General features: G+C 61.2%; 19 protein-coding genes. 13 read left to right on the top strand and 6 right to left on the bottom strand.

Annotation, left to right across the window (positions count from 1 at the left end; translation table 11 throughout):
* The first annotated feature begins 143 nt into the window (after window positions 1-143).
* Window positions 144-1,289 carry an MFS transporter gene (locus tag CRO59_RS20480; protein WP_097089498.1) on the top strand — a complete coding sequence of 382 codons (1,146 nt, stop codon included), beginning with the start codon at window positions 144-146 and terminating at the stop codon, window positions 1,287-1,289.
* Between the two features lie 32 nt (window positions 1,290-1,321).
* On the opposite strand, the gene CRO59_RS20485 is transcribed toward CRO59_RS20480, so the two are convergent.
* Window positions 1,322-2,872, bottom strand: a complete 1,551-nt coding sequence (locus CRO59_RS20485) for a phospholipase D family protein (RefSeq protein ID WP_219737985.1) — start codon at window positions 2,870-2,872, stop codon at window positions 1,322-1,324.
* A gap of 312 nt (window positions 2,873-3,184) precedes the next feature.
* Here CRO59_RS20485 and CRO59_RS20490 point away from each other — a divergent pair, with 312 nt between their 5' ends.
* From CRO59_RS20490 to CRO59_RS20505, 4 genes are all read left to right on the top strand, one after another.
* The gene (locus tag CRO59_RS20490; protein ID WP_097089501.1) at window positions 3,185-3,835 is read left to right on the top strand and encodes a DUF1120 domain-containing protein; all 651 of its coding nucleotides are present in this window, start codon (window positions 3,185-3,187) and stop codon (window positions 3,833-3,835) included.
* A gap of 87 nt (window positions 3,836-3,922) precedes the next feature.
* Window positions 3,923-4,636 carry a fimbria/pilus chaperone family protein gene (locus tag CRO59_RS20495; protein WP_097089502.1) on the top strand — a complete coding sequence of 238 codons (714 nt, stop codon included), beginning with the start codon at window positions 3,923-3,925 and terminating at the stop codon, window positions 4,634-4,636.
* Window positions 4,636-7,065, top strand: a complete 2,430-nt coding sequence (locus CRO59_RS20500) for a fimbria/pilus outer membrane usher protein (protein ID WP_097089504.1) — start codon at window positions 4,636-4,638, stop codon at window positions 7,063-7,065. Before CRO59_RS20495 ends, CRO59_RS20500 begins: the two co-directional genes overlap by 1 nt.
* Window positions 7,062-7,592, top strand: a complete 531-nt coding sequence (locus CRO59_RS20505; protein WP_097089505.1) for a hypothetical protein — start codon at window positions 7,062-7,064, stop codon at window positions 7,590-7,592. The genes CRO59_RS20500 and CRO59_RS20505 overlap by 4 nt, the downstream gene beginning before the upstream one ends.
* Here the strand turns inward: CRO59_RS20505 and CRO59_RS20510 are convergent, their stop codons facing one another.
* Complete coding sequence (locus CRO59_RS20510) at window positions 7,593-9,011, bottom strand: PLP-dependent aminotransferase family protein (RefSeq protein WP_097089506.1); 1,419 nt, start codon at window positions 9,009-9,011, stop codon at window positions 7,593-7,595.
* A 179-nt stretch (window positions 9,012-9,190) separates the two neighbouring features.
* Here CRO59_RS20510 and CRO59_RS20515 point away from each other — a divergent pair, with 179 nt between their 5' ends.
* Window positions 9,191-9,436, top strand: coding sequence for a DUF1127 domain-containing protein (locus tag CRO59_RS20515; RefSeq protein WP_027610423.1), 246 nt, complete (start codon window positions 9,191-9,193; stop codon window positions 9,434-9,436).
* 132 nt (window positions 9,437-9,568) lie between these two features.
* On the opposite strand, the gene CRO59_RS20520 is transcribed toward CRO59_RS20515, so the two are convergent.
* A complete protein-coding gene (locus CRO59_RS20520; protein ID WP_097089508.1) occupies window positions 9,569-10,879 on the bottom strand; it encodes an FAD-binding oxidoreductase in 1,311 nt (436 codons plus the stop codon).
* A 147-nt stretch (window positions 10,880-11,026) separates the two neighbouring features.
* On the opposite strand from CRO59_RS20520, the gene CRO59_RS20525 reads away from it, so the two are divergent.
* Complete coding sequence (locus CRO59_RS20525; protein ID WP_027610425.1) at window positions 11,027-11,380, top strand: YkgJ family cysteine cluster protein; 354 nt, start codon at window positions 11,027-11,029, stop codon at window positions 11,378-11,380.
* Window positions 11,381-11,490: 110 nt separating this feature from the next.
* On the opposite strand, the gene CRO59_RS20530 is transcribed toward CRO59_RS20525, so the two are convergent.
* The gene (locus tag CRO59_RS20530; RefSeq protein WP_003177284.1) at window positions 11,491-11,979 is read right to left on the bottom strand and encodes an Lrp/AsnC ligand binding domain-containing protein; all 489 of its coding nucleotides are present in this window, start codon (window positions 11,977-11,979) and stop codon (window positions 11,491-11,493) included.
* A 156-nt stretch (window positions 11,980-12,135) separates the two neighbouring features.
* On the opposite strand from CRO59_RS20530, the gene dadA reads away from it, so the two are divergent.
* The 6 genes from dadA to CRO59_RS20560 all read left to right on the top strand — a co-directional run bounded on the left by dadA (window position 12,136) and on the right by CRO59_RS20560 (window position 18,226).
* Window positions 12,136-13,440, top strand: a complete 1,305-nt coding sequence (gene dadA, locus CRO59_RS20535) for a D-amino acid dehydrogenase (protein ID WP_007962383.1) — start codon at window positions 12,136-12,138, stop codon at window positions 13,438-13,440.
* Window positions 13,412-13,765 carry a RidA family protein gene (locus tag CRO59_RS20540; RefSeq protein WP_027610426.1) on the top strand — a complete coding sequence of 118 codons (354 nt, stop codon included), beginning with the start codon at window positions 13,412-13,414 and terminating at the stop codon, window positions 13,763-13,765. The genes dadA and CRO59_RS20540 overlap by 29 nt, the downstream gene beginning before the upstream one ends.
* Window positions 13,766-13,859: 94 nt before the next feature.
* The gene (alr, locus tag CRO59_RS20545; protein WP_097089510.1) at window positions 13,860-14,933 is read left to right on the top strand and encodes an alanine racemase; all 1,074 of its coding nucleotides are present in this window, start codon (window positions 13,860-13,862) and stop codon (window positions 14,931-14,933) included.
* Window positions 14,934-15,021: 88 nt separating this feature from the next.
* Window positions 15,022-15,570, top strand: a complete 549-nt coding sequence (locus tag CRO59_RS20550) for a cupin domain-containing protein (RefSeq protein WP_007920393.1) — start codon at window positions 15,022-15,024, stop codon at window positions 15,568-15,570.
* A 182-nt stretch (window positions 15,571-15,752) separates the two neighbouring features.
* The gene (locus CRO59_RS20555; RefSeq protein ID WP_041071964.1) at window positions 15,753-16,169 is read left to right on the top strand and encodes a cytochrome c5 family protein; all 417 of its coding nucleotides are present in this window, start codon (window positions 15,753-15,755) and stop codon (window positions 16,167-16,169) included.
* A gap of 134 nt (window positions 16,170-16,303) precedes the next feature.
* Window positions 16,304-18,226 (top strand): acetyl-CoA hydrolase/transferase C-terminal domain-containing protein, encoded by a 1,923-nt coding sequence (locus CRO59_RS20560; protein WP_097089511.1) that lies wholly within the window; start codon window positions 16,304-16,306, stop codon window positions 18,224-18,226.
* 132 nt (window positions 18,227-18,358) lie between these two features.
* Here CRO59_RS20560 and CRO59_RS20565 read toward each other — a convergent pair whose 3' ends face one another.
* Together CRO59_RS20565 and rep are read right to left on the bottom strand one after the other, a co-directional pair.
* The gene (locus CRO59_RS20565) at window positions 18,359-18,931 is read right to left on the bottom strand and encodes a xanthine phosphoribosyltransferase (RefSeq protein ID WP_007962388.1); all 573 of its coding nucleotides are present in this window, start codon (window positions 18,929-18,931) and stop codon (window positions 18,359-18,361) included.
* Window positions 18,932-18,986: 55 nt separating this feature from the next.
* Complete coding sequence (gene rep / locus CRO59_RS20570) at window positions 18,987-20,996, bottom strand: DNA helicase Rep (RefSeq protein WP_027610430.1); 2,010 nt, start codon at window positions 20,994-20,996, stop codon at window positions 18,987-18,989.
* Window positions 20,997-21,250: the final 254 nt, after the last annotated feature.

Genomic DNA, 21,250 nt, shown 5'->3' on the forward strand with positions numbered 1-21,250 from the left:
GAGATCCCCTGTGGGAGCGGGCTTGCTCGCGAAAGCGGTGTATCAGTCAGCACATCTGCTGAATGTGAAATCGTTTTCGCGAGCAAGCCCGCTCCCACAGTGATTTTGTGGCGCACATAAGAATATCCACAGGAGCGTGGACCATGCGTTGGGCGACGTATTTCGCCGTGTTGGCGTCTGTCTTGAGTGTCGGCCTGGCCCTGGGGGTCAGCATGCCGCTGGTGTCGTTGCGTCTGGAGGGTTGGGGCTATGGTTCCTTCGCCATCGGCGTGATGGCGGCGATGCCGGCGATTGGCGTATTGCTGGGCGCGAAGATTTCCAGTCATCTGGCGGCACGTTTCGGCACCGCGAACCTGATGCGTCTTTGCCTGTGGGCCGGGGCGTTGTCGATCGGCTTGCTCGCGCTGTTGCCGAGTTATCCGGTCTGGCTGGTGCTGCGCCTGATGATCGGGGTGATCCTGACCATCGTATTCATCCTCGGCGAGAGCTGGATCAATCAACTGGTTGTCGAACACTGGCGCGGTCGTCTCGTCGCTCTGTATGGCAGCAGCTATGCGCTGAGCCAACTGTCTGGTCCGCTGCTGCTGGGTGCGCTAGGCACTGAGCATGATTATGGTTTCTGGGTCGGTGTCGGGCTGCTGACAGTCTCGCCAACGCTGTTGATGGGCCGCAGTGGTGCGCCGAGCAGTGAATCCAGCAGCGTTACGTTCAGCGATCTGTGGGGGTTTGCCCGGGAGCTGCCGGCGATTGCCTGGGCGGTGTCACTGTTCGCCGCGTTCGAAGCGATGATCCTCACGCTGTTGCCGGTGTATTGCCTGCAACAGGGCTTCACCGCCGAGATTGCGCTGGCGATGGTCAGCACGGTGGTGGTCGGCGATGCGCTGTTGCAACTGCCGATCGGCGCGCTGGCGGATTACCTGTCGCGGCGCACGTTGTTCGCCGGTTGCGCAGTGATCCTGATGCTGTCGAGTCTGGCGATTCCGCTGTTGATCGACACGCTGCTGATCTGGCCGTTGTGGGTGTTGTTCGGCGCCAGTGCCGGTGGCCTGTTCACCTTGTCACTGATTCTGATCGGCGAGCGTTATCGCGACGATGCGCTGGTGCGGGCCAATGCGCACATTGCGCAGCTGTGGGGTGTCGGCTGTCTGATCGGGCCGTTGCTGGCGGGGGCGGGCAGTCAGTGGATCAGCGGGCATGCGTTGCCGTTGTTGATGGCGGCGGGGGCGTTTGGATTGGTGATTCTGCTGATGCGCCAAGGTGCATTCGGCACCGAACCACAGACTGCTTGAATACTTCCCTGTGGGAGCGCATACAAATGCGATTACAACATCCGCTCAAGACCGACAGTGGTGCTGAACCACGCGTTGAAGCGCCGCCACCAACTCCCCGGTTCCTTGCTCAGCGTGTGCATTTGGCCGTTGTCCTCGGTCACCCAGACGATCTCGCCATCCTGCAGTTTCGCCTGATAACTCAGGGCCGGCGCCATGCCTTGCAGCGCCAGTTCGCGCACGTGTTCGGCCAGTTCCGGGCTGTCCACCAGAACCCCGACTTCGGTGTTCCACAGCACTGAGCGCGGATCGAAGTTGAACGAGCCGATGAACGCTTTCTGCCGATCGAAAATCATCGCCTTGCTGTGCAGGCTGGAATCCGAACCACGGAAAGACTTGCTGTAAAACAAGTGCGGGCCACTGCCATAGTTATCCCCAGGCTGACGGCGCAGCTCATACAGTTTTACCCCGTGCTCCAGCAGCGCCTTGCGATACGGCGCGTAACCGCCGTGCACCGCTGGCACATCGGTGGCTTCCAGCGAGTTGGTCAGCAGGCTCACCGAGACCCCGGCGTCGGCGCGCCCGGTCAGGTACACCAGCCCCGGCTGGCCGGGCACGAAGTACGCCGAGATCATGATCAGCTCTTTGCTGACGCCGCGCAGTTCCGGCGCCAGTTGCGTGGTCAGCAGCAGTTGCGGGTCCGGTTCGTCCTTGGCCAGCACTTTGCTCGGCGCATCCCACAGCGCCTGGTTCCAGGCCCAGATCAGTTCCTTGCGCCAGATATCCATGCGCGGCGCGGTCTTGAACGTCATCAGCTGTTGATACAGCGCGTGGTTCTGTTTGCGGGTTTCATCCAGCGATTCTTCCAGGCGCGTGCGGGTGTTTTGCAGGTCTTTGATGCTTGGTTTGCTGGAGAGGAATTCGTCGATCGGCTTGCTCAGCGCGCTGTTCCAGTACTGGTCGAAACTGTGCCCGAGCTGCTCTGCCACCGGGCCGACGCTGAGCATGTCGATGTCGGTGAAATTCAGGTTTGGCTCGGCATCGAAATATTCGTCGCCCAGATTGCGCCCGCCAACGATGGCCACGCTGTTGTCCGCCAGGAACAGTTTGTTGTGCATGCGCCGGTGTTGCAGCGACAGGTTGAACAAGCGTCCGGCGGCGCGGGTCACGCCGGTGCTGCGGCCCAGGTGCAGCGGATTGAACAGGCGGATCTGGATCTGTGGATGCGCCGCCAGCGTGGCGATGATCGTGTCGAGGCCGTCGCTGGTGGTGTCGTCGAGCAGGATGCGTACGCGCACGCCGCGGTCGGCGGCCTTGAGCAGTTCCTCCACCAGCATCCGCGTGCTGACGCCGTCATGGACGATGTAGTACTGCAAGTCGAGGCTGGTTTGCGCATTGCGAATCAGCTCGGCGCGGGCGGTGAAGGCTTCTGTGCTGTTGGACAGCAAGCGGAAGCCGGAACGGCCCTGCCAGGGCGCTGCCTGGGTCTGAATCGAGCGACCGAATGCGGAGCCCGCGGCCGGCAACGCCTGGCTGGGTTCGCGCGGCGCATCGAGGGTGGCGCAACCACTGGCCAACGAACACAACACACAGACAGCGAGCAATTTTTTTCCGGGTTGCACGTTGGTTTCTCGGCTGGAGGCAGGGGGTGACGGAGTATGGCACGCAGAGGATTTCCAAGACCGTTTCCGGCGGATCCTCGCCACACTGTGTAAACAATTAGTCGTTCAAAAGTAGGAATGAGTTCGCCTGTGGTTTTGGACTATTTGCTTTGTTGTTTTTTCAGCTCTTGGTCGGTGCCTATTCCTACATACGAATCCTGCAAAAAACGAAATCATCGCCCCGGTGTTCAGCGTCTTGTGAAGGCAATGCGCTCAACAACTGCCATTGATCAATAACCGATGAAGTAGGGACTGATGAAAAAAACAACATGGATGGTAGCCGTCGCGGCTGCAGTATTACCCACCCTGGTGGTCGCCGAGAGCGTAGACCTGAGTGTGGTCGGAACCATTATTCCGACGTCGTGCATCCCCGCATTTGCCGGTGGCGGCACGGTAGATTTGCGCAAGATATCCGCAGCTACCCTGAACAAGACCACGCAGACGCTGCTGCCGACCCACGACATTTCGCTGCACATCAACTGTGATGCAGAGGCATCGGTCGAGGTGTCGGTCAGAGACAATCGTACAGCCACCAAATTGCCGGGCATCAACGATGGTGCCGGTAATAACGATCCGGCTTTGTTCTACGGCCTGGGTGAAATCAACGGCATCCGTATCGGCGGATTTGCGCTGCGTCACGGTCGTCCGGAAGCCGACGGTGCCCCGCAGACTCTGATGACACGCACTCTGGCAGCACCGGCGTGGCAACTGCCTGCTTCGCCGCTGGTGGGCAATGCCCCGGCGCTCTACTCATGGGGTTCCGGCGTGGCAGCTGGCCCGGTCGCGGCCCGTCACCACGGGTTTCCGATGAGCCTGTTGCCGATCATCGGCCCGAGCAACGCGCTGCCGATCACCAGCGAGATCCCGCTCGATGGCTCGGTGACCTTCGAGATGTTCTACCTCTGATCGTCAGAACCCGGCCATTACCGGGTTCTTTCAGGTTCATTCAGCGCGCCCTTTGCCGGGTGCGCTGCCCCCTGCGGAGCAATACCGATGCCGATTTCAATGTGCTGCCCAGGCTTGCGGGCGTTGCCACTGTGCCTGCTCGTCTTGATTTTGATGCCCGGGGTTCAGGCTGCCGGAATGGTGCCGCAAACCCCTGTGCTGGTGGTGGATGAGGGTATCGGTGAAGCGACGATGAATGTGCGAAACACCGAAACGCGTCCGGCCCTGCTGCACACCACGGTCGAAAATATCGAGCCGCACGATCAACAGCTGTTGCTGTTCAGTCCGCCGATTGCCCGTGTCGAGCCTGGTGCGGTGCAGCAGGTACGGTTCATGTTGCAGAGCACCGAACCATTGCAGACCGAGCGTCTGAAACGGGTGATTTTTGAGGGGATCAATCCTGTGGCAGGTGTCGACGGTGCCCGGGTCAATCTGGGGGTTCGGCAAAACCTGCCGGTGATCCTGCGTCCCGCCGGTCTGCCAGTGGAGCGCGAGCCATGGAAACGCCTGAGCTGGTCAGCCACGGCTGAAGGTTTGCTGGTCAGTAATCCCAGTCCTTACGTGGTGCGCCTGGCTAAAGCGATTGTTCCGCTGCCGGGCACGCAGGCGGTGGATCTGCCGCGTACCTGGATCCTGCCAGGGGAGCGCCTGTCTGTCGGCTTGCCGTTGAACGTGACAGTGCGAACCATGGCAGTGCGGATCTTTCCGGCGACCACATATGGCTTTGCGGTCGATCACTTTGATGCCCCGGTTACGCACTGATGCGCGCGTGTGCCCGTCAGGGACTGGCACTGCTGATGGCGAATGCGATCGGCATGACGATGGCCAGTGAAGGGGTGGAATTCGATGCGCAGGTGCTTCGCGAGCGCGGGCTCGACCCCGCATTGGCTGAGTACTTTCGCCAGGCACCGCGTTTCTCCCAAGGCACATGGCTGGTCGCACTTGAGGTCAATGGACAGCCACGGGGGCGGGTGTTCGTGGCATTCAATGAACAGGGCGAGCCGTGCCTGCAACCGGCCTTGCTCAAGGCTGCTGGCGTGCGCTCGCAAGCGGCTTTGACCCGCGCGGAACGGCAGCAGTGCCTGACGCTGGGTGAAGGTCTGCCAGCGGCAACCGTTGCATTGCATCCCGGCAAGGAACAGATCGACCTGCTGCTGCCGACGGATCTGTTGGCGTTGCCGCAATTCCAGCCACGCAGCTTCGCCAATGGCGGAGTGGGGGGCGTGTTCAATTACGACGTATTGGTCATGGGCAGCCAGCACGAGGGGCAACGTAGTGACTTTCGCAGACTGGGTTCGGAGTTCGGCCTGAATGCCGGCAACTGGGTCTTGCGCAGTCGCCAGTCCTATACGCAATTGCCCGATAGCACTCGCTTCGAGCATCTGTATGCCTACGGCACGCGCACCCTGGAAGACTACGAAGCCAACGTGCAGATCGGCCAGTTGAACCTGCAGTCGCCATTGTTCGCCGGCGAATCGTTCAACGGTGTGCAGATTCTGCCGGAAGGTGCGTTCGCGCAAATGCGCGCGGCACAGGAGGGTACACGTGGCGAGGTCGAGGGCATAGCCTGGTCGCCATCGCGAATCGAAGTCCGGCAGAACGGCGTGCTGATCTACACCACGCTGGTTCCCGGCGGCCCCTTCACCTTGCGCGCGCTGCCGTTGTTGAGCAACCAGCTCGACCTCGAAGTCAGCGTGCACGAGCAGGAAGGGCCAGTGCGGCGCTTTCGCGTCCCGGCAGCCAGCCTGCAGGATCCACAATTCGATCGCGCCGACGGCTTCAATCTGGCGCTGGGCACGGTGCGACGCCAGGGTTCGGATGATCGTCAGGCGCCGTCATTTGCCACCCTTGGCCGAGAGTGGAGTCTGTCGCGAGCGTTGCGCGTGAGCGGCGGGTTCCTCGGTGGGTCGGATTATCTGTCGGCAGGCTGGGGGCTGCAGCGTCAATGGCCGGGCAATCTGAGCACCGGTGTGCGCCAGGTGCTGTCCAGCGATCGAGACACAGGCATTGCAGGTCATGAGGTGCAAATGACCGTCAGTGCCGTGTTGTCGCCGAATCTGTCCACCAGTGTGGTTGCGGTGCACCGTGGCCAGGGCTTTCGCAGCCTGTCGGACACCGGCTGGAGCCAGCAGCAGGGACGGGCCGACGCCTCCGGGCGCGATCACTGGACATTTTCGCTCAACGGTACTGTCGAGCGCTGGGGGGCATTCGGCATGACCTGGTCGCACTACACCAGCGAGGACGAGCCACCCAACATGCGCCTGGGATTGTCCTGGTCGCAGACACTGCCCGCGCGCATCAGCCTGTCGTTGAGTCTGGAGCGAGGGATCGGCGATGCCGACGCGAGGCAGCGGGGCACCTCGGTCTATCTGACGGCCGGGATGCCATTGGGCGATCAGCGCAGGGCTCGCAGTTACCTGCGCAGCGATCCACGATCCGGGATGCGCCGTGGCGTGTCGATGAGCGAAGTGCTCAGTGAAACCCTGGCCTATAGCGCCAGTGCCGAACAGCGTGAAGCTGCGGCGCCATCGCTGGGTTTGCGGGTCAACGCACTGGCGCATTACACCAGTCTGGATCTGGGCCTGAACCAGCGAGCCGGGGCACGCGAATTCGACCTGGGGCTGCGCGGTGGCATGGCGTTGCATCGCGACGGTGTGACGCTGTCGCCGTATCCACTGCGCGAGACCTTTGCCGTGCTCAAGGCTGGCGACCGTGCGGGTCTGAAGCTGTACACGCCGCAAGGCCCGGTGTGGACGGATGGATTGGGCCGGGCGGTGGCGGCGAGTTTGCCGGCCTATTCCACAGCCCGGCTGGAAGTCGATCCGTTGAGTTTGCCGCGCAACGTCGAGGTGCTCGACGGTTATCAGGAGGTCGAGGCCGGGCGTGGCTCGGTTCAGCATATGGTTTTTTCCATCACCCGCGTGCGGCGTGTGCTGTTGAAGGCCAGGACGCTTGACCGGCAATGGCTGCCCAGTGGCCTCGCCGTACAGAACGGGCAAGGCGAATACGTGACCACGGTGCTTGAGGCCGGGGCGATCTTTCTGCCGGACATCAAACCCGGTCAGTCGCTGCGGGTGCAACTGTCGGATAGTGCGCACTGCGACCTGCAATTCAATCTGGCTGAAGCGCCGGACGAGCAAGCATTGATCGAGCCCGTAGACGCGCTCTGTCAGCCTTTGAACCTTACATGACCGAGTTATTGCGCATGCATCGATGGATTGTCCTGATCACGCTGGCATCGTTGGCATCGACCTCGGTCATGGCCAGCGAGGCCTGCCAGATGACGCTCTCACCGAGCACTGTGGACTACGGCGTTTCGACGCGGGCGGAGCTCCTCGCCCGGCCATTGGGCAATGACGGCAGTTTTGGTGTGCGTACTGTTCATCTACGGATTCAATGTCCGGCTGCGCGCGCCATCAGGTGGAACTTTGCTGCTCCGAGCAGCGATGCGCTGCATTACCGCTGGGCACCGGGACGGTTGCAGATACGCATTGTGGCGGCGCGTCTGGATGGCGCGCCGGTGCAATGGCAGCGCGATGATGGCGAGGCGGGCCTGTTGCAGCCTGGCGATCGCATCACCGCCTGGCGCTCTGGCAGCCTCGCCGCCGGGCGCCATCTGGAGGTGGAGCTGGAAATCGAAGCGCGCGTCAGTGATGCCTCAAGTCGTGTCGCCGACCTTCAGCGATTTGAGGGATTCGGTACGTTTCAGCTGGAATGATCAGGCTTCGGCCAGCAGTTTGATCGCCGCCGCGCCAACCTTGCGAACCGCCTCTTCGATCTGTGGTGTCGGTTTCGCCGCGTAGTTCATCCGCAGACAATTGCGGTACTTGCCCGAGGCGGAAAAGATGCTGCCGACGGCAATCTGCACGCCTTGGTCATGCAGCGCGCGATTGAGTTTCAGCGTATCGAAACCCTCCGGCAATTCGACCCATAACATGAAGCTGCCCTGTGGGCGGCTGGCGCGGGTGCCGGCCGGAAAGTAGCGGGTAACCCAGTCGATCATCGCGTCACGATTGCGTTGGTATTGGCTGCGCATCCGCCGCAAGTGCGGTTCGAAATGACCGCCCTTGAGAAATTCGGCGATGGCGATCTGCGGCTGCGGTGCGGTGGAACCGGTGCTGATGTATTTCATGTGCAGCACCCGTTCCAGATAACGACCCGGCGCGACCCAGCCGATGCGCAGCCCCGGCGCCAGGGTCTTGGAAAACGAACTGCACAGCAGCACGCGACCATCCTCGTCGAAGGATTTGATCGTGCGCGGTCGCGGGTAGGTGTAAGCCAGTTCGCCATACACGTCGTCCTCGATGATCGCCACGTCGAAACGCTGCGCCAGCGTCAACAACGCGCGTTTGCGCGACTCCGGCATGATGTAGCCGAGCGGGTTGTTGCAGTTGGGGGTGATCTGGATGACCTTGATCGGCCACTGCTCCAGCGCCAGTTCCAGCGCTTCGAGGCTGATGCCGGTCAGCGGATCGGTGGGGATTTCCAGGGCTTTCATGCCCAGCCCTTTGAGGGTTTGCATGGCGCCGTGAAAGCTTGGCGAATCCACCGCGACGATGTCTCCCGGCTCGCAGATCGCGTGGATGCTGGTGGACAGCGCTTCGTGGCAACCGGTGGTGATCACCAGGTCGCTGGCGCTCAACTGGCAACCGGAGTCGAGCATCAATCGAGCGATCTGTTCGCGCAGTTCGAGGGTGCCGTGGATGTTGTCGTAATACAGACCGGGCATGTCCTGGCGTCGGCTGATCCGCGCCAGTCCGCGCAACAGCGGTTTCATCGTTGGCGTGGTCACGTCGGGCATGCCGCGACCCAGTTGCACCACGTCCTTGCGCGGCACCGCGCGAATCAGCTCCAGCACCTGATCCCACTGCGAAATCTCCACCGGCCGCTGCGCCGGGCGCCCGACCGCGGGCAGCTCCGGCAGCTCGCGACCCACCGGCACGAAGTAGCCGGACTTGGGTTTCGGTGTGGCCAGACCGCTGTCCTCAAGCATGCGATAGGCCTGCTGCACCGTGCTCAGGCTGACCCCGTGTTCTACGCTCAAGGCGCGCACCGAAGGCAGGCGATCGCCAGGACGGTAGAAGCCTTGTTCGATGCGGGTGCCGAGCAGTTCGGCGAGGTTCACATACAGGGTCATGGCACTGCCTCGATGCAGGTGATTCGTTAAACCAGTACAGATGCAGCAAAAATCGGTAATTCAGTCTCAGGAATGGCAAATCTGTATGGAATTAATACAGATGTGTTGAATCTGTAATGCTTTTGCCGACCCGCGCATCATGGAATCTCTGGCTACCCAAGTAAACAGGAGCGACAAAAATGAACGGCTTGAGCGATGTGCGGCTGACGTTACGCAGTCAGGAACTGGCGGCAGGGCAGGAGGACAGTGCATGGAATAGCGCCATGCGTAACGCGCCGTCCGGCCTGAGTCGCTGGGGCCTGTTCTGGCATCGTCTGCACACGCGCAAGGCGCTTTTGAATCTGACGCCGGAGCAGCTCAAGGACGTCGGGTTGACCCGGGAGCAGGCAAATGAAGAGGGGTTGAAGCCGTTCTGGCGGATCTGACGTTTTAGCGCCTGTTTCGGCCCCTTCGCGAGCAAGCCCGCTCCCACATTCGACCGTGTTCTCAAGGTGGAGCGCGGTCACTTGTGGGAGCGGGCTTGCTCGCGAAGGCGTATTCAGGGCCTCAAAAAAACATCAGACCAACTCTTTAAGCCGATGCCACAACATCCCCAACGCCAGCAACGGCGAGCGCAAATGCTTGCCGCCGGGGAAGGTGATGTGCGGCACCTTGGCAAACAGATCAAAGCCACCGCTGTGCTGCCCGCTGATCGCCTCGGCGAGCAGCTTGCCCGCCAGGTGCGTGGCATTCACTCCGTGCCCGGAATAGGCCTGGGCGTAATACACGTTCGGTTGATCATTGAGCCTGCCGATCTGTGGCAGACGGTTGGCGCCGATGCCGATCATGCCGCCCCATTGATAGTCGATTTTCACGCCCGCCAGTTGCGGAAACACTTCGAGCATCTTCGGCTGCATGTAGGCGCCGATGTCCTTCGGGTCGCGCCCGGAATAGTGGCAGGCACCGCCGAACAGCAGGCGCCGATCCGCCGAGAGCCGGTAGTAATCCAGCGCCACCCGCTGGTCACAGACCGCCATGTTTTGCGGCAGCAGGCTGTGCGCCAGTTCTTCGGACAGCGGTTCGGTCGCGATGATGTAACTGCCGGCGGGCAGTATTTTGCCGCTGAGTTGCGGATTGAGGTCGTTGAGGTAAGCGTTGCAGCCCAGCACCAGGGTTTTCGCCCGCACTGAACCTTGAGCGGTGTGGACGCGAACCTCGGTGCCGTAATCGATACGTGTCACCGCCGATTGCTCGAACAGCTGCACGCCCAATTGCTGTGCGGCAGCGGCTTCGCCAAGCGCCAGGTTCAGTGGGTGCAAATGCCCGGAACCCATGTCGATCAAGCCACCGACATAGCGTTTGGAGCCGACCACGGTGTGCATTTCATCGGCTTGCAGCAGGCGGGTTTCGTAGCGATAGCCGAGGCTGCGCAGCTCTTCGGCATCTTCGGCAAAGCCTTCGAGATCGGCCGGTTTGTTGGCGAGGTCGCAGTAGCCCCAGGTCAGGTCGCACGGGATCTGGAAACGCTCGACGCGCTGGCGGACGATTTCCACCGCTTCCAGGCCCATCAGTTTCATCTGCCTCACGCCATCAGTGCCGATGACGTTGCTGAACTGGTCGAGGCCGTGGCCGACCCCGCGAATCAACTGCCCGCCGTTGCGGCCGCTGGCGCCCCAGCCGATCCGGTGCGCTTCCAGCAACACCACACTGAGGCCGCGTTCGGCCAGTTCCAGCGCGGTGTTCAACCCGGAAAAGCCGCCGCCGACCACGCACACGTCTGCGCTCAGCTCGCCTTGCAGCACCGGATACTCGGGCTGCGGCAGACTGCTGGCGGCGTAATAAGAGGCAACGTGGGGTTGGCTCGCGAAGGTTCGGGCGCGGGCATTCATGGGCATCATCCAACGGCTGGGTGTCGAGAAAATTTGACGGAGCATAAGCCGCACGGCCGAAGACGGGCAACACTGGTCGGCCGTTGCTGTGTGGATCTCGGCTTTTGCGGCACAATTGCCGCCTATTTCATGTGGATTACCGTTTCGATGAGTTGCAACCGCCAGACCATTCGCGACCTGCGTCAGCAGATCCCCACGTTCGAGTGCGTGCCAGGCTGCCATGACTGCTGCGGGCCGGTGACCACCTCGCCGGAAGAAATGTCACGCCTGCCGCGCAAGACCCGCGCCGAGCAGGATGCGGCGATGGAAGAACTGAACTGTGTACACCTGGGGCCGAATGGTTGCACGGTGTATGGCGAGCGGCCGCTGATTTGCCGCTTGTTCGGTACCACCAAAACCCTGCCATGCCCGAACGGGCGGGGGCCGGTGGAGTTGATTCATCCACGGGTTGAAAAGCAGATCTTCGAATACATGGCGGCGAATCGGCAGGTGTTGGTTTAACGGGTTCACTCGGAACCGAGCTGATGCCTTCGCGAGCAGGCTCGCTCCCACATTTGAAATGCATTCCCCTGTGGGAGCGAGCCTGCTCGCGAATGGAGCGATGCCAATCTTCAGTCTGGAATCGGCAGGCTCAGGCTCTCTTTCACCTCTTCCATCACGATATAGCTTTTGGACTCACGCACATGCGGCAGCTTCAACAGAATGTCGCCCAGCAGCTTGCGGTACGAGGCCATCTCGGAAATCCGCGCCTTCACCAGATAGTCGAAATCCCCTGACACCAAATGGCATTCCAGCACGTGCGGCAGTTTCAGCACCGCGCGGCGGAACTCTTCGAAGGTGTCGCCGGATTTGTAATCGAGGCTGATCTCGACGAACACCAGCAGGCTACCCTTCAAATGCTGCGGATTCAGGCGGGCGTTGTAGCCCATGATGATCCCCTCGCGCTCCAGTCGCCGCACTCGCTCCGTGCACGGTGTGGTGGACAGGCCGACCTTTTCCCCGAGTTCGGTAAACGATATGCGCCCGTCCGCCTGCAGGATCCGCAAGATGTTGCGGTCGATCTTGTCCAGCTCACGTTTGGTCTGAGTGTTGGTACGCATAGGGGATGCGCCTCCGTGAAAAGGGTTTTTGCCGAGAATTGTCGCCAAATATAGGCGCTTATATAGTGAAATGCACTGGCCATTCTTTTTTACACTGCGCGCATCATTGCTCTAACAACAGACGTACGCGGCCCCGCCGCGATGAGGGATACAAAAATGCGCGTAATGGTCTTGGGTAGCGGCGTTATCGGTACCGCCAGTGCTTACTATCTGGCCCGTGCCGGGTTTGAAGTGGTGGTGGTCGACCGGCAGCCAGCCGTGGCCATGGAGACCAGTTTCGCCAACGCCGGCCAAGTGTCGCCGGGTTATGCCTCGCCATGGGCCGCGCCGGGTGTACCGCTCAAGGCCATCAAGTGGTTGCTGCAGCGCCACGCGCCGCTGGCGATCAAGGCCACTGCCGACATCGACCAGTACCTGTGGATGGCGCAAATGCTGCGCAACTGCACCGCTAGCCGTTACGCAGTGAACAAGGAGCGCATGGTGCGTCTGTCCGAGTACAGTCGCGACTGCCTCGACGAACTGCGCGCCGAAACCGGCATCGCCTACGAAGGCCGCAGTCTCGGTACCACGCAACTGTTCCGCACTCAGGCGCAGCTCGATGGCGCCGCCAAAGACATCGCCGTGCTGAAAGAATCCGGCGTACCGTTTGAAGTCCTCGACCGCGCCGGCATTGCCCGTGTCGAGCCGGCCCTGGCCAATGTCACCGACATCCTCGCCGGCGCCCTGCGTCTGCCGAACGATCAGACCGGCGATTGCCAGATGTTCACCACGCGTCTGGCGGAAATGGCCGTGAAACTCGGTGTGGAATTCCGCTTCGGTCAGGACATCCAGCGCCTCGACTACGCCGGCGACCGCATCAACGGCGTGTGGATCGACGGCAAGCTGGAAACCGCCGACCGCTACGTGCTGGCCCTCGGCAGCTACTCGCCGCAACTGCTCAAGCCGCTGGGCATCAAGGCGCCGGTGTATCCGCTCAAGGGTTACTCGCTGACCGTGCCGATCACCAACCCGGCCATGGCCCCGACCTCGACCATTCTCGACGAGACCTACAAGGTCGCGATCACCCGTTTCGATAACCGCATCCGCGTCGGCGGCATGGCGGAAATCGCCGGTTTTGACCTGTCGCTGAACCCGCGTCGGCGCGAAACCCTGGAGATGATCGTCAACGACCTTTATCCTCAGGGCGGCAATCTGGCCGAGGCGAGCTTCTGGACCGGTCTGCGTCCGACCACCCCGGACGGCACGCCGATCGTTGGCGCCACGCCGTTCAAGAACCTGTTCCTCAACACCGGTCACGGCACCCTGGGTTGGACCATGGCGTGCGGGTCCGGTCGTTTACTGGCCGATCTGATGGCGAAGAAAAAGCCGCAGATCAGCGCCGAAGGCCTCGATATTTCCCGTTACGGCAACAAGCCTCAGGAGTCCGCAAAACATGGCAATCCAGCGCCAGCTCACCAATGAGCGCATGAGTCAGATCGTCACCCACAACGGCACCGTGTATCTGGCCGGGCAGGTCGGCGACGACTTCGACGCCGGGGTCGAGCAGCAGACCCGCGAGGTGCTCGCCAATATCGAGCGTTTGCTGGATCTGGCCGGGACTGACAAGCAGCATCTGCTGTCGGCAACGATCTACCTGAACGACATCGAGGCGCACTTTGCCGGGATGAACTCGGTGTGGGATCAGTGGCTGCCCAAAGGCGCCGCGCCGGCCCGGGCCACCGTCGAAGCGAAGATGGCCAAGCCGAGCATCCTGGTCGAGATCTCCATCGTCGCCGCGTTGCCGTAACCGATTCAAAGATCCCTCTCCCGGCGCTGTTGGCGGTTCACGTCGTCAGTCGGCGCCGGTTTTTATTTCCATGACCGCCTAGAAGTCTGCCGCCATGCGTCCTGCCCGTGCCCTGATCGACCTAGAAGCCCTGCGTCACAACTACCGAATTGCCCGCGAAGTCACCGGCGCCAAGGCGCTGGCGGTGATCAAGGCTGATGCCTATGGTCATGGTGCGGTGCGTTGCGCCCAGGCGCTGGAAGCCGAGGCCGACGGGTTTGCCGTTGCCTGCATCGAAGAAGCGCTGGAGCTGCGCGCCGCCGGCATCAAGGCCCCGGTGTTGTTGCTCGAAGGGATCTTCGAAGCTGATGAGTTGGCGCTGATCGTCGAGCATGATTTCTGGACCGTGGTGCATTCGCTGTGGCAACTTGAAGCCATCGAGCAGGCGGCACTGAGCAAACCGATCACCGTGTGGCTCAAGCTCGATTCCGGCATGCACCGCGTCGGCCTGCATCCGAAGGACTACGCGGCGGCCTACCAGCGCCTGCTGGCCAGCGGCAAAGTGGCGAAAATCGTGCTGATGAGCCACTTCGCCCGCGCCGATGAACTGCATGAGCAGAGCAGTGCTGATCAGGTCGCGGTGTTCGAAGCGGCGCGTCAGGGCCTCGCCGCCGAAATCAGCCTGCGCAACTCGCCGGGTGTACTTGGTTGGCCGCAGATTCACAGCGACTGGGTACGCCCGGGCATCATGCTCTACGGCGCCACGCCGTTCGAAGAAGCCAACGCCGTGGCCGAGCGTCTGCAGCCAGTGATGACCCTCGAATCGAAAGTCATCTGCGTGCGTGAACTGCCCGCCGGCGAGCCGATCGGCTACGGCGCCAAATTCATCACCGACAAGCCGATGCGCATCGGCGTGGTTGCCATGGGCTATGCCGATGGCTACCCGCGTCATGCCCCGACCGGCACGCCGGTGCTGGTGGCCGGCAAACGCAGCCGCCTGCTTGGCCGCGTATCGATGGACATGCTCTGCATCGACCTCACTGATGTGCCGGAAGCCGACCTCGGTTCGACCGTCGAGCTGTGGGGCAAGAACATCCTCGCCAGCGAAGTGGCGCAGTGGGCGGACACCATTCCGTATCAGATCTTCTGCAACCTGCGTCGCGTACCAAGGCTCTATTCCGAGGGTTGACGCCGCTGCGGGGGCCAAGTGTTGTAAATACTGAACGCTGTCGCCATGATAACGCTCAATATTCTTACAACATCAGGAGGCTCCCGCCTTGGACGTCGGTGAACGACTGCAATCGATCCGCAAGCTCAAAGGGCTTTCCCAGCGTGAACTCGCCAAACGCGCGGGCGTCACCAACAGCACCATTTCGATGATCGAAAAGAACAGCGTCAGCCCTTCGATCAGTTCGCTGAGGAAGGTACTGGGCGGGATTCCCATGTCCATGGTCGAGTTCTTTTCCGAAGAAATCCTGCAGGAAGTCCCGACCCAGATCGTCTACAAGGCCAACGAGCTGATCGACATCTCCGACGGCGCGGTGACCATGAAACTGGTCGGCCGCGCGCACCCGAGCCGGGCCATCGCATTCCTCAACGAAATCTACCCACCCGGCGCCGATACCGGCGAAGAAATGCTCACCCATGAAGGCGAAGAAACCGGGATTCTGGTGGAAGGGCGTCTGGAACTGGTGGTGGGTCTGGAAACTTTTATTCTCGAAGCCGGCGACAGCTACTATTTTGAAAGTACCAAGCCGCACCGTTTCCGTAATCCGTTCGACGCGCCCGCGCGACTAATCAGCGCAGCCACGCCGGCGAATTTTTAAAGACAGAGGTGCCAGGCCATGACGGTGAAGGCATCCGATGAGTTTTTCCACAGCGCGGTATAACCCCTTCGACTATGGGGTTGTTTCAGTGTGGCGGGCTACCCGCTATACTTGCGCCCGCCTGCGAACCGTGGCCGCAGGCGTGAATAGCCACCATTGAGGGTGAACGCGTGAACCTAATTATGAAAATGCTGGCCGCACCAGCAACCGTACTGGCCCTCTGGGCTGTCAGCGCTCAAGCTGCGACGAATGACGACATTGCCAAGCGCCTCGAGCCGGTCGGCCAGGTGTGCGTTCAGGGGCAGGAATGCAAAGGGATGGAAGTCGCTGCCTCCGCTGGCGGCGGTGGTGGGGCGAAGACGCCGGATGAAGTGATTGCAAAACATTGCAACGCTTGTCACGGTACGGGTCTGCTGGGCGCACCGAAAATCGGTGACACCGCCGCCTGGAAAGACCGCGCCGATCACCAGGGCGGCCTCGACGGCATCCTCGCCAAAGCCATCACCGGCATCAATTCCATGCCGCCAAAAGGCACCTGCGCCGATTGCTCGGACGACGAGTTGAAAGGCGCGATCCAGAAGATGTCCGGCCTGAAATAAGCCGCGCTTCTGACGAAAAAACCGTCTCCGGACGGTTTTTTTGTGCCTGCGATTCACGGCTTTCGCTGTCCTTTGCAGCAAAGTCGAGGCAAGCTCGGTCTACCTCTATTCACGGAACGGGCGGGAGGCTTTAGATGGTGCAGTTGTGTTCGATCGAACAGGCGGTGGACGACGTGCTCGCACGCTTGCCGGCGCATATCCACATGGGCATGCCGCTGGGTCTGGGCAAACCCAATCACTTCGTCAACGCGCTGTACCGGCGGATCAAGGACTTGCCCGAACGACAACTGACGATGTACACCGCGCTGTGCCTGGGGCGACCGACGCTGGGCGACGGTCTGCAGAAGCGCTTCATCGAACCCTTCGTCGAGCGCGTCTTCGGCGACTACCCCGAATTCGATTTCCTCGCCGATCTGCAGCGTGACAGCCTGCCCGCCAACATCCGCATCGAACAGTTCTTCATGCAGCCCGGCAGCCTGCTCAACAGCGCGCCGGCTCAGCAGGACTACGTCAGCAGCAACTACAGCCACGCCGCCCGCGATATCAATGCCGCCGGCCTCAATCTGGTGGCGCAATTGCTTGCCAGCAGCAGCGAACATCCTGATCGCCTGAGCCTGAGCTGCAACCCGGACATCACCCTCGACCTGTTGCCAATGATCGCCAAACGTCGCGACGCCGGGGAGACCATTTTGTTGGTCGGTCAAGTGCACACCGATCTGCCGTACATGCCCGGCGATGCCGAAGTCGATATCGACACCTTCGACCTGCTGATCGACGCGAAGGACAGCAGCACGCTGTTTTCCACGCCGAACATGCCGGTGGGCTTTCAGGATCACTTCATCGGCTTGCACGCCAGTACGCTGGTGCGCGACGGCGGTACCTTGCAGATCGGCATCGGTTCGATGGGCGACGCGCTCACGGCCGCATTGCTCGCGCGGCAGGCGGACAACGCTGGTTACCAAGCCTTGCTCAACGACATCAATCTCAGTCAGTGGGCACAGTTGATCGAGCGCGAGGGCGGTACCGCGCCATTCGCCAAAGGCCTGTATGGCTGCAGCGAAATGTTCGTCAACGGCCTGCTGGTGCTGGCCGATGCCGGGATCATCCGGCGCAAGGTCTACCCCGACGTGCACACTCAGGAACAGGCCAACGCCGGCACCCTCGATGAAGCGGCGCAGACTGATGGCATCTCGGTGCACGGCGGCTTCTTCCTCGGCCCGCGCAGTTTCTACGAGCGCCTGCGTGAGTTGCCGCAGAGCAAACGCCTCGAATTCAACATGACCCGCATCAGCTACATCAACGAGCTGTACGGGCAGGAAGAGCTCAAGCGCTTGCAGCGTCTCGATGCGCGATTCATCAACACCGTGTTCACTATGACGCTGATGGGCGCGGGTGTGGCCGATCAACTGGAAGACGGGCGGGTGCTCAGCGGTGTCGGCGGGCAATACAATTTTGTCGCCCAGGGCCACGCGCTGCACGATGCGCGCTCGATTCTGATCCTGCGCAGCTGGCGCGAGTCCGGCGGCGAGGTCAGTTCGAACATCGTCTGGGAGTACGGCCACTGCACGATTCCACGGCACCTGCGCGACATCGTGGTCACCGAGTACGGCATCGCCGATCTGCGAGGCAAGTCCGATGCGGTGGTGATCGAGTCGTTGCTCAATATCAGCGATTCACGCTTCCAACCGGGGTTGATCGAGCAGGCACAGAAGGTTGGCAAACTGCCGAAGGATTTCCGCCTCGATCCGCGCTTTGTCGACAACACCCCGCAACGCTTGCAGGTGATTGCCGCGAAGCATCCGAACCTGTTTCCGGAATATCCGCTGGGCTGTGATTTCACCGCGATCGAGCGCGATCTGCTGCGGGCGCTGAACTGGCTGAAGAGCAAGTTCAAGCTGAGCGAGATTCTGGAGCTGGGCAAGGCTGCGCTGGATGCGCCGGAGGCTTCGACGTTCCCCGAACACCTTGAACGTATGCAACTGACCAACCCGGAAGGCCTGAAAGAAGACCTGTTCCAGCGCCTGCTACTCACCGGCCTGAAGGCCACCGCGCAGTAACCGCCCACCGCAAAACCCACTGTGGGAGCGAGCCTGCTCGCGAAAGCGGTGTATCAGTCAACCAAGATGTCGACTGACCCTAAGCATTCGCGAGCAGGCTCGCTCCCACAGGGGTATTGCGGTGCTGCTGGTTTATTCGATGAAGGTAACGACGCCATCCTTCAGCGATTTCACGCGCGCCAGCGATTCAACGCGATAGCCCTGCGAGTCCAGCTCGGCACGGCCGCCCTGGAACGACTTCTCGATCACGATGCCCAGACCGGCGACGGTGGCGCCAGCCTGTTTGATGATCGAGATCAGCGCCTGCGAAGCCTTACCGTTGGCCAGGAAGTCGTCGATGATCAGCACGCGGTCGCTGCTGGTCAGGTGACGCGGCGAGATGGCCACGGTACTTTCGGTCTTCTTGGTGAACGAGTAAACGGTCGCCGACAGCAGGTTTTCGGTCAGGGTCAGGGACTGTTGCTTGCGGGCGAAGATCACCGGCACGCCGAGGTTCAGACCGGTCATGATCGCCGGAGCGATGCCAGAGGCTTCGATGGTGACGATCTTGGTGATGCCCGAATCCTTGAACAGCGTGGCGAATTCGTCGCCGATCAGCTTCATCAGGGCTGGGTCGATCTGGTGGTTCAGGAAGGCGTCGACCTTCAGGACCTGGTCGGAAAGCACGATGCCTTGTTCGCGGATTTTCTGCTGCAATGCTTCCATGAAGCTGTCCTCGTTCAGCGCTTGTGCGCCCTAAGCTTTAAAAAAGTGGTCAATTCTAGCGCTTTAACATCGCGCGTATATCAGCCAATGCGCTATTGCCCCGCACGGCTTTGACTTCGGTCGGTGTGTCGTCGTTGCCTTCCCACGCCAAGTCGTCGGGCGGCAGCTCATCGAGGAAGCGGCTTGGCGCGCAGTCGATGATCTCGCCGTACTGTTTGCGCTTGGCGGCGAAGGTGAACGCCAGGGTCTGACGGGCGCGGGTGATGCCCACGTAGGCCAGGCGGCGTTCCTCTTCGATGGTGTCGGCTTCGATGCTGGAGCGGTGCGGGAGGATTTCCTCTTCCATGCCCATGATGAACACGTAAGGGAATTCCAGGCCCTTGGACGCATGCAGGGTCATCATCTGCACGCCTTCGGCGCCGTCCTCTTCTTCCTGCTGACGCTCGAGCATGTCGCGCAGGACCAGTTTGCCAATGGCGTCCTCGACGGTCATTTCGCCGTCTTCGTCTTTTTCCAGGGTGTTCTTCAAGGCCTCGATCAGGAACCAGACGTTGCTCATCCGGTAGTCCGCAGCCTTGTCGCTGGAACTGTTGGTGCGCAGCCAGTTCTCGTAGTCGATGTCCATGACCATGCTGCGCAGGGCCGAGATCGGGTCTTCGCCGGCGCACTGCTCACGGACCTTGTCCATGAAGCGCTTGAAGCGCGACAGACGATCGGTGAAGCGGCTGTCCAGATGCTCGCCCAGACCGATTTCGTCGGTGGCGGCGTACATCGAGATCTTGCGTTCGGTGGCGTAGTTGCCGAGTTTTTCCAGGGTGGTCGAGCCGATTTCCCGGCGCGGCACGTTGATCACCCGCAGGAAGGCGTTGTCGTCGTCCGGGTTCACGATCAGGCGGAAGTAGGCCATCAGGTCCTTCACTTCCTGACGGCCAAAGAAGCTGTTGCCGCCGCTCAGGCGGTACGGCACCTGGTGGTGCTGCAACTTCAGTTCGATCAGCTTGGCCTGGTAGTTGCCGCGATAGAGGATCGCGAAATCGCTGTACGGGCGGTCGGTACGCAAGTGCAGGCTGAGGATTTCCATGGCCACGCGCTCGGCTTCGGCGTCCTCGTTGCGGCAGCGGATCACGCGGATCTCGTCGCCGTGGCCCATCTCACTCCACAGCTGTTTTTCGAATTCGTGCGGGTTGTTCGAGATCAGCACGTTGGCGCAGCGCAGGATGCGGCTGGTGGAGCGGTAGTTCTGCTCGAGCATCACCACTTTCAGCGACGGGTAGTCATCCTTGAGCAGCATCAGGTTTTCCGGCCGCGCGCCACGCCAGGCATAGATCGACTGGTCGTCGTCGCCCACCACGGTGAACTGGTTACGCTTGCCGATCAGCATCTTCACCAGCAGGTACTGGCTGGCGTTGGTGTCCTGGTATTCGTCGACCAGCAGGTAACGCACCTTGTTCTGCCACTTTTCGAGAATGTCGGCGTGCTCTTCGAAGAGCTTTACCGGCAGCAGGATCAGGTCGTCGAAGTCCACCGCGTTGAACGCCTTGAGCGTGCGCTGATAGTGGGTGTAGACGATGGCGGCAGTCTGTTCTTTCGGATTGCGCGCGTTTTCCAGCGCCTGGGCCGGCAGGATCAGGTCGTTTTTCCAGGCGCCGATCATGTTCTTGATCTCGTCGACGCCGTCGTCGCCTGCGTATTCCTTCTGCATGATGTCGGTCATCAGGGCTTTGACGTCGGTCTCGTCGAAGATCGAGAAACCGGGTTTGTAGCCCAGCCGCGCATGCTCCTTGCGGATGATGTTCAGGCCCAGGTTGTGGAAGGTGCAGACCGTCAGGCCGCGACCTTCACCGGCACGCAGCAGGGTGCCGACCCGCTCCTTCATCTCGCGCGCAGCCTTGTTGGTAAAGGTCATGGCGACGATGTACTGGGCGCGGATGCCGCAGTTCTGGATCAGGTGCGCGATCTTGCGCGTGATCACGCTGGTCTTGCCGGAGCCAGCGCCGGCGAGCACCAATAGAGGGCCGCCGACGTAGTTCACGGCTTCTTGCTGCCGGGGATTGAGTCGGGACATACGAAAATTCGGGAGTCGTTGACGAAATGGGCCGGCATTTTAACAGGCTCAGCGATTTGTGCTGCTCTGTCCGACTTGTGACGCACCACGCGATTCAAATTTGCCGGTTTTGTTACTTTCGCGGAGGATACACGGTGATTTTGCGGCTAATGTTCTCATTCGTGACACAAAATAACGTTCTGATAATCGTTGTCATTGAACATCGCAACGGCATAATGCCCCGCCCACATCATTGCAGAGTCTAGGGAGCTAGC

The organism is Pseudomonas sp. LAMO17WK12:I5 (assembly GCF_900215165.1).
GTDB lineage: Bacteria > Pseudomonadota > Gammaproteobacteria > Pseudomonadales > Pseudomonadaceae > Aquipseudomonas > Aquipseudomonas putida_A.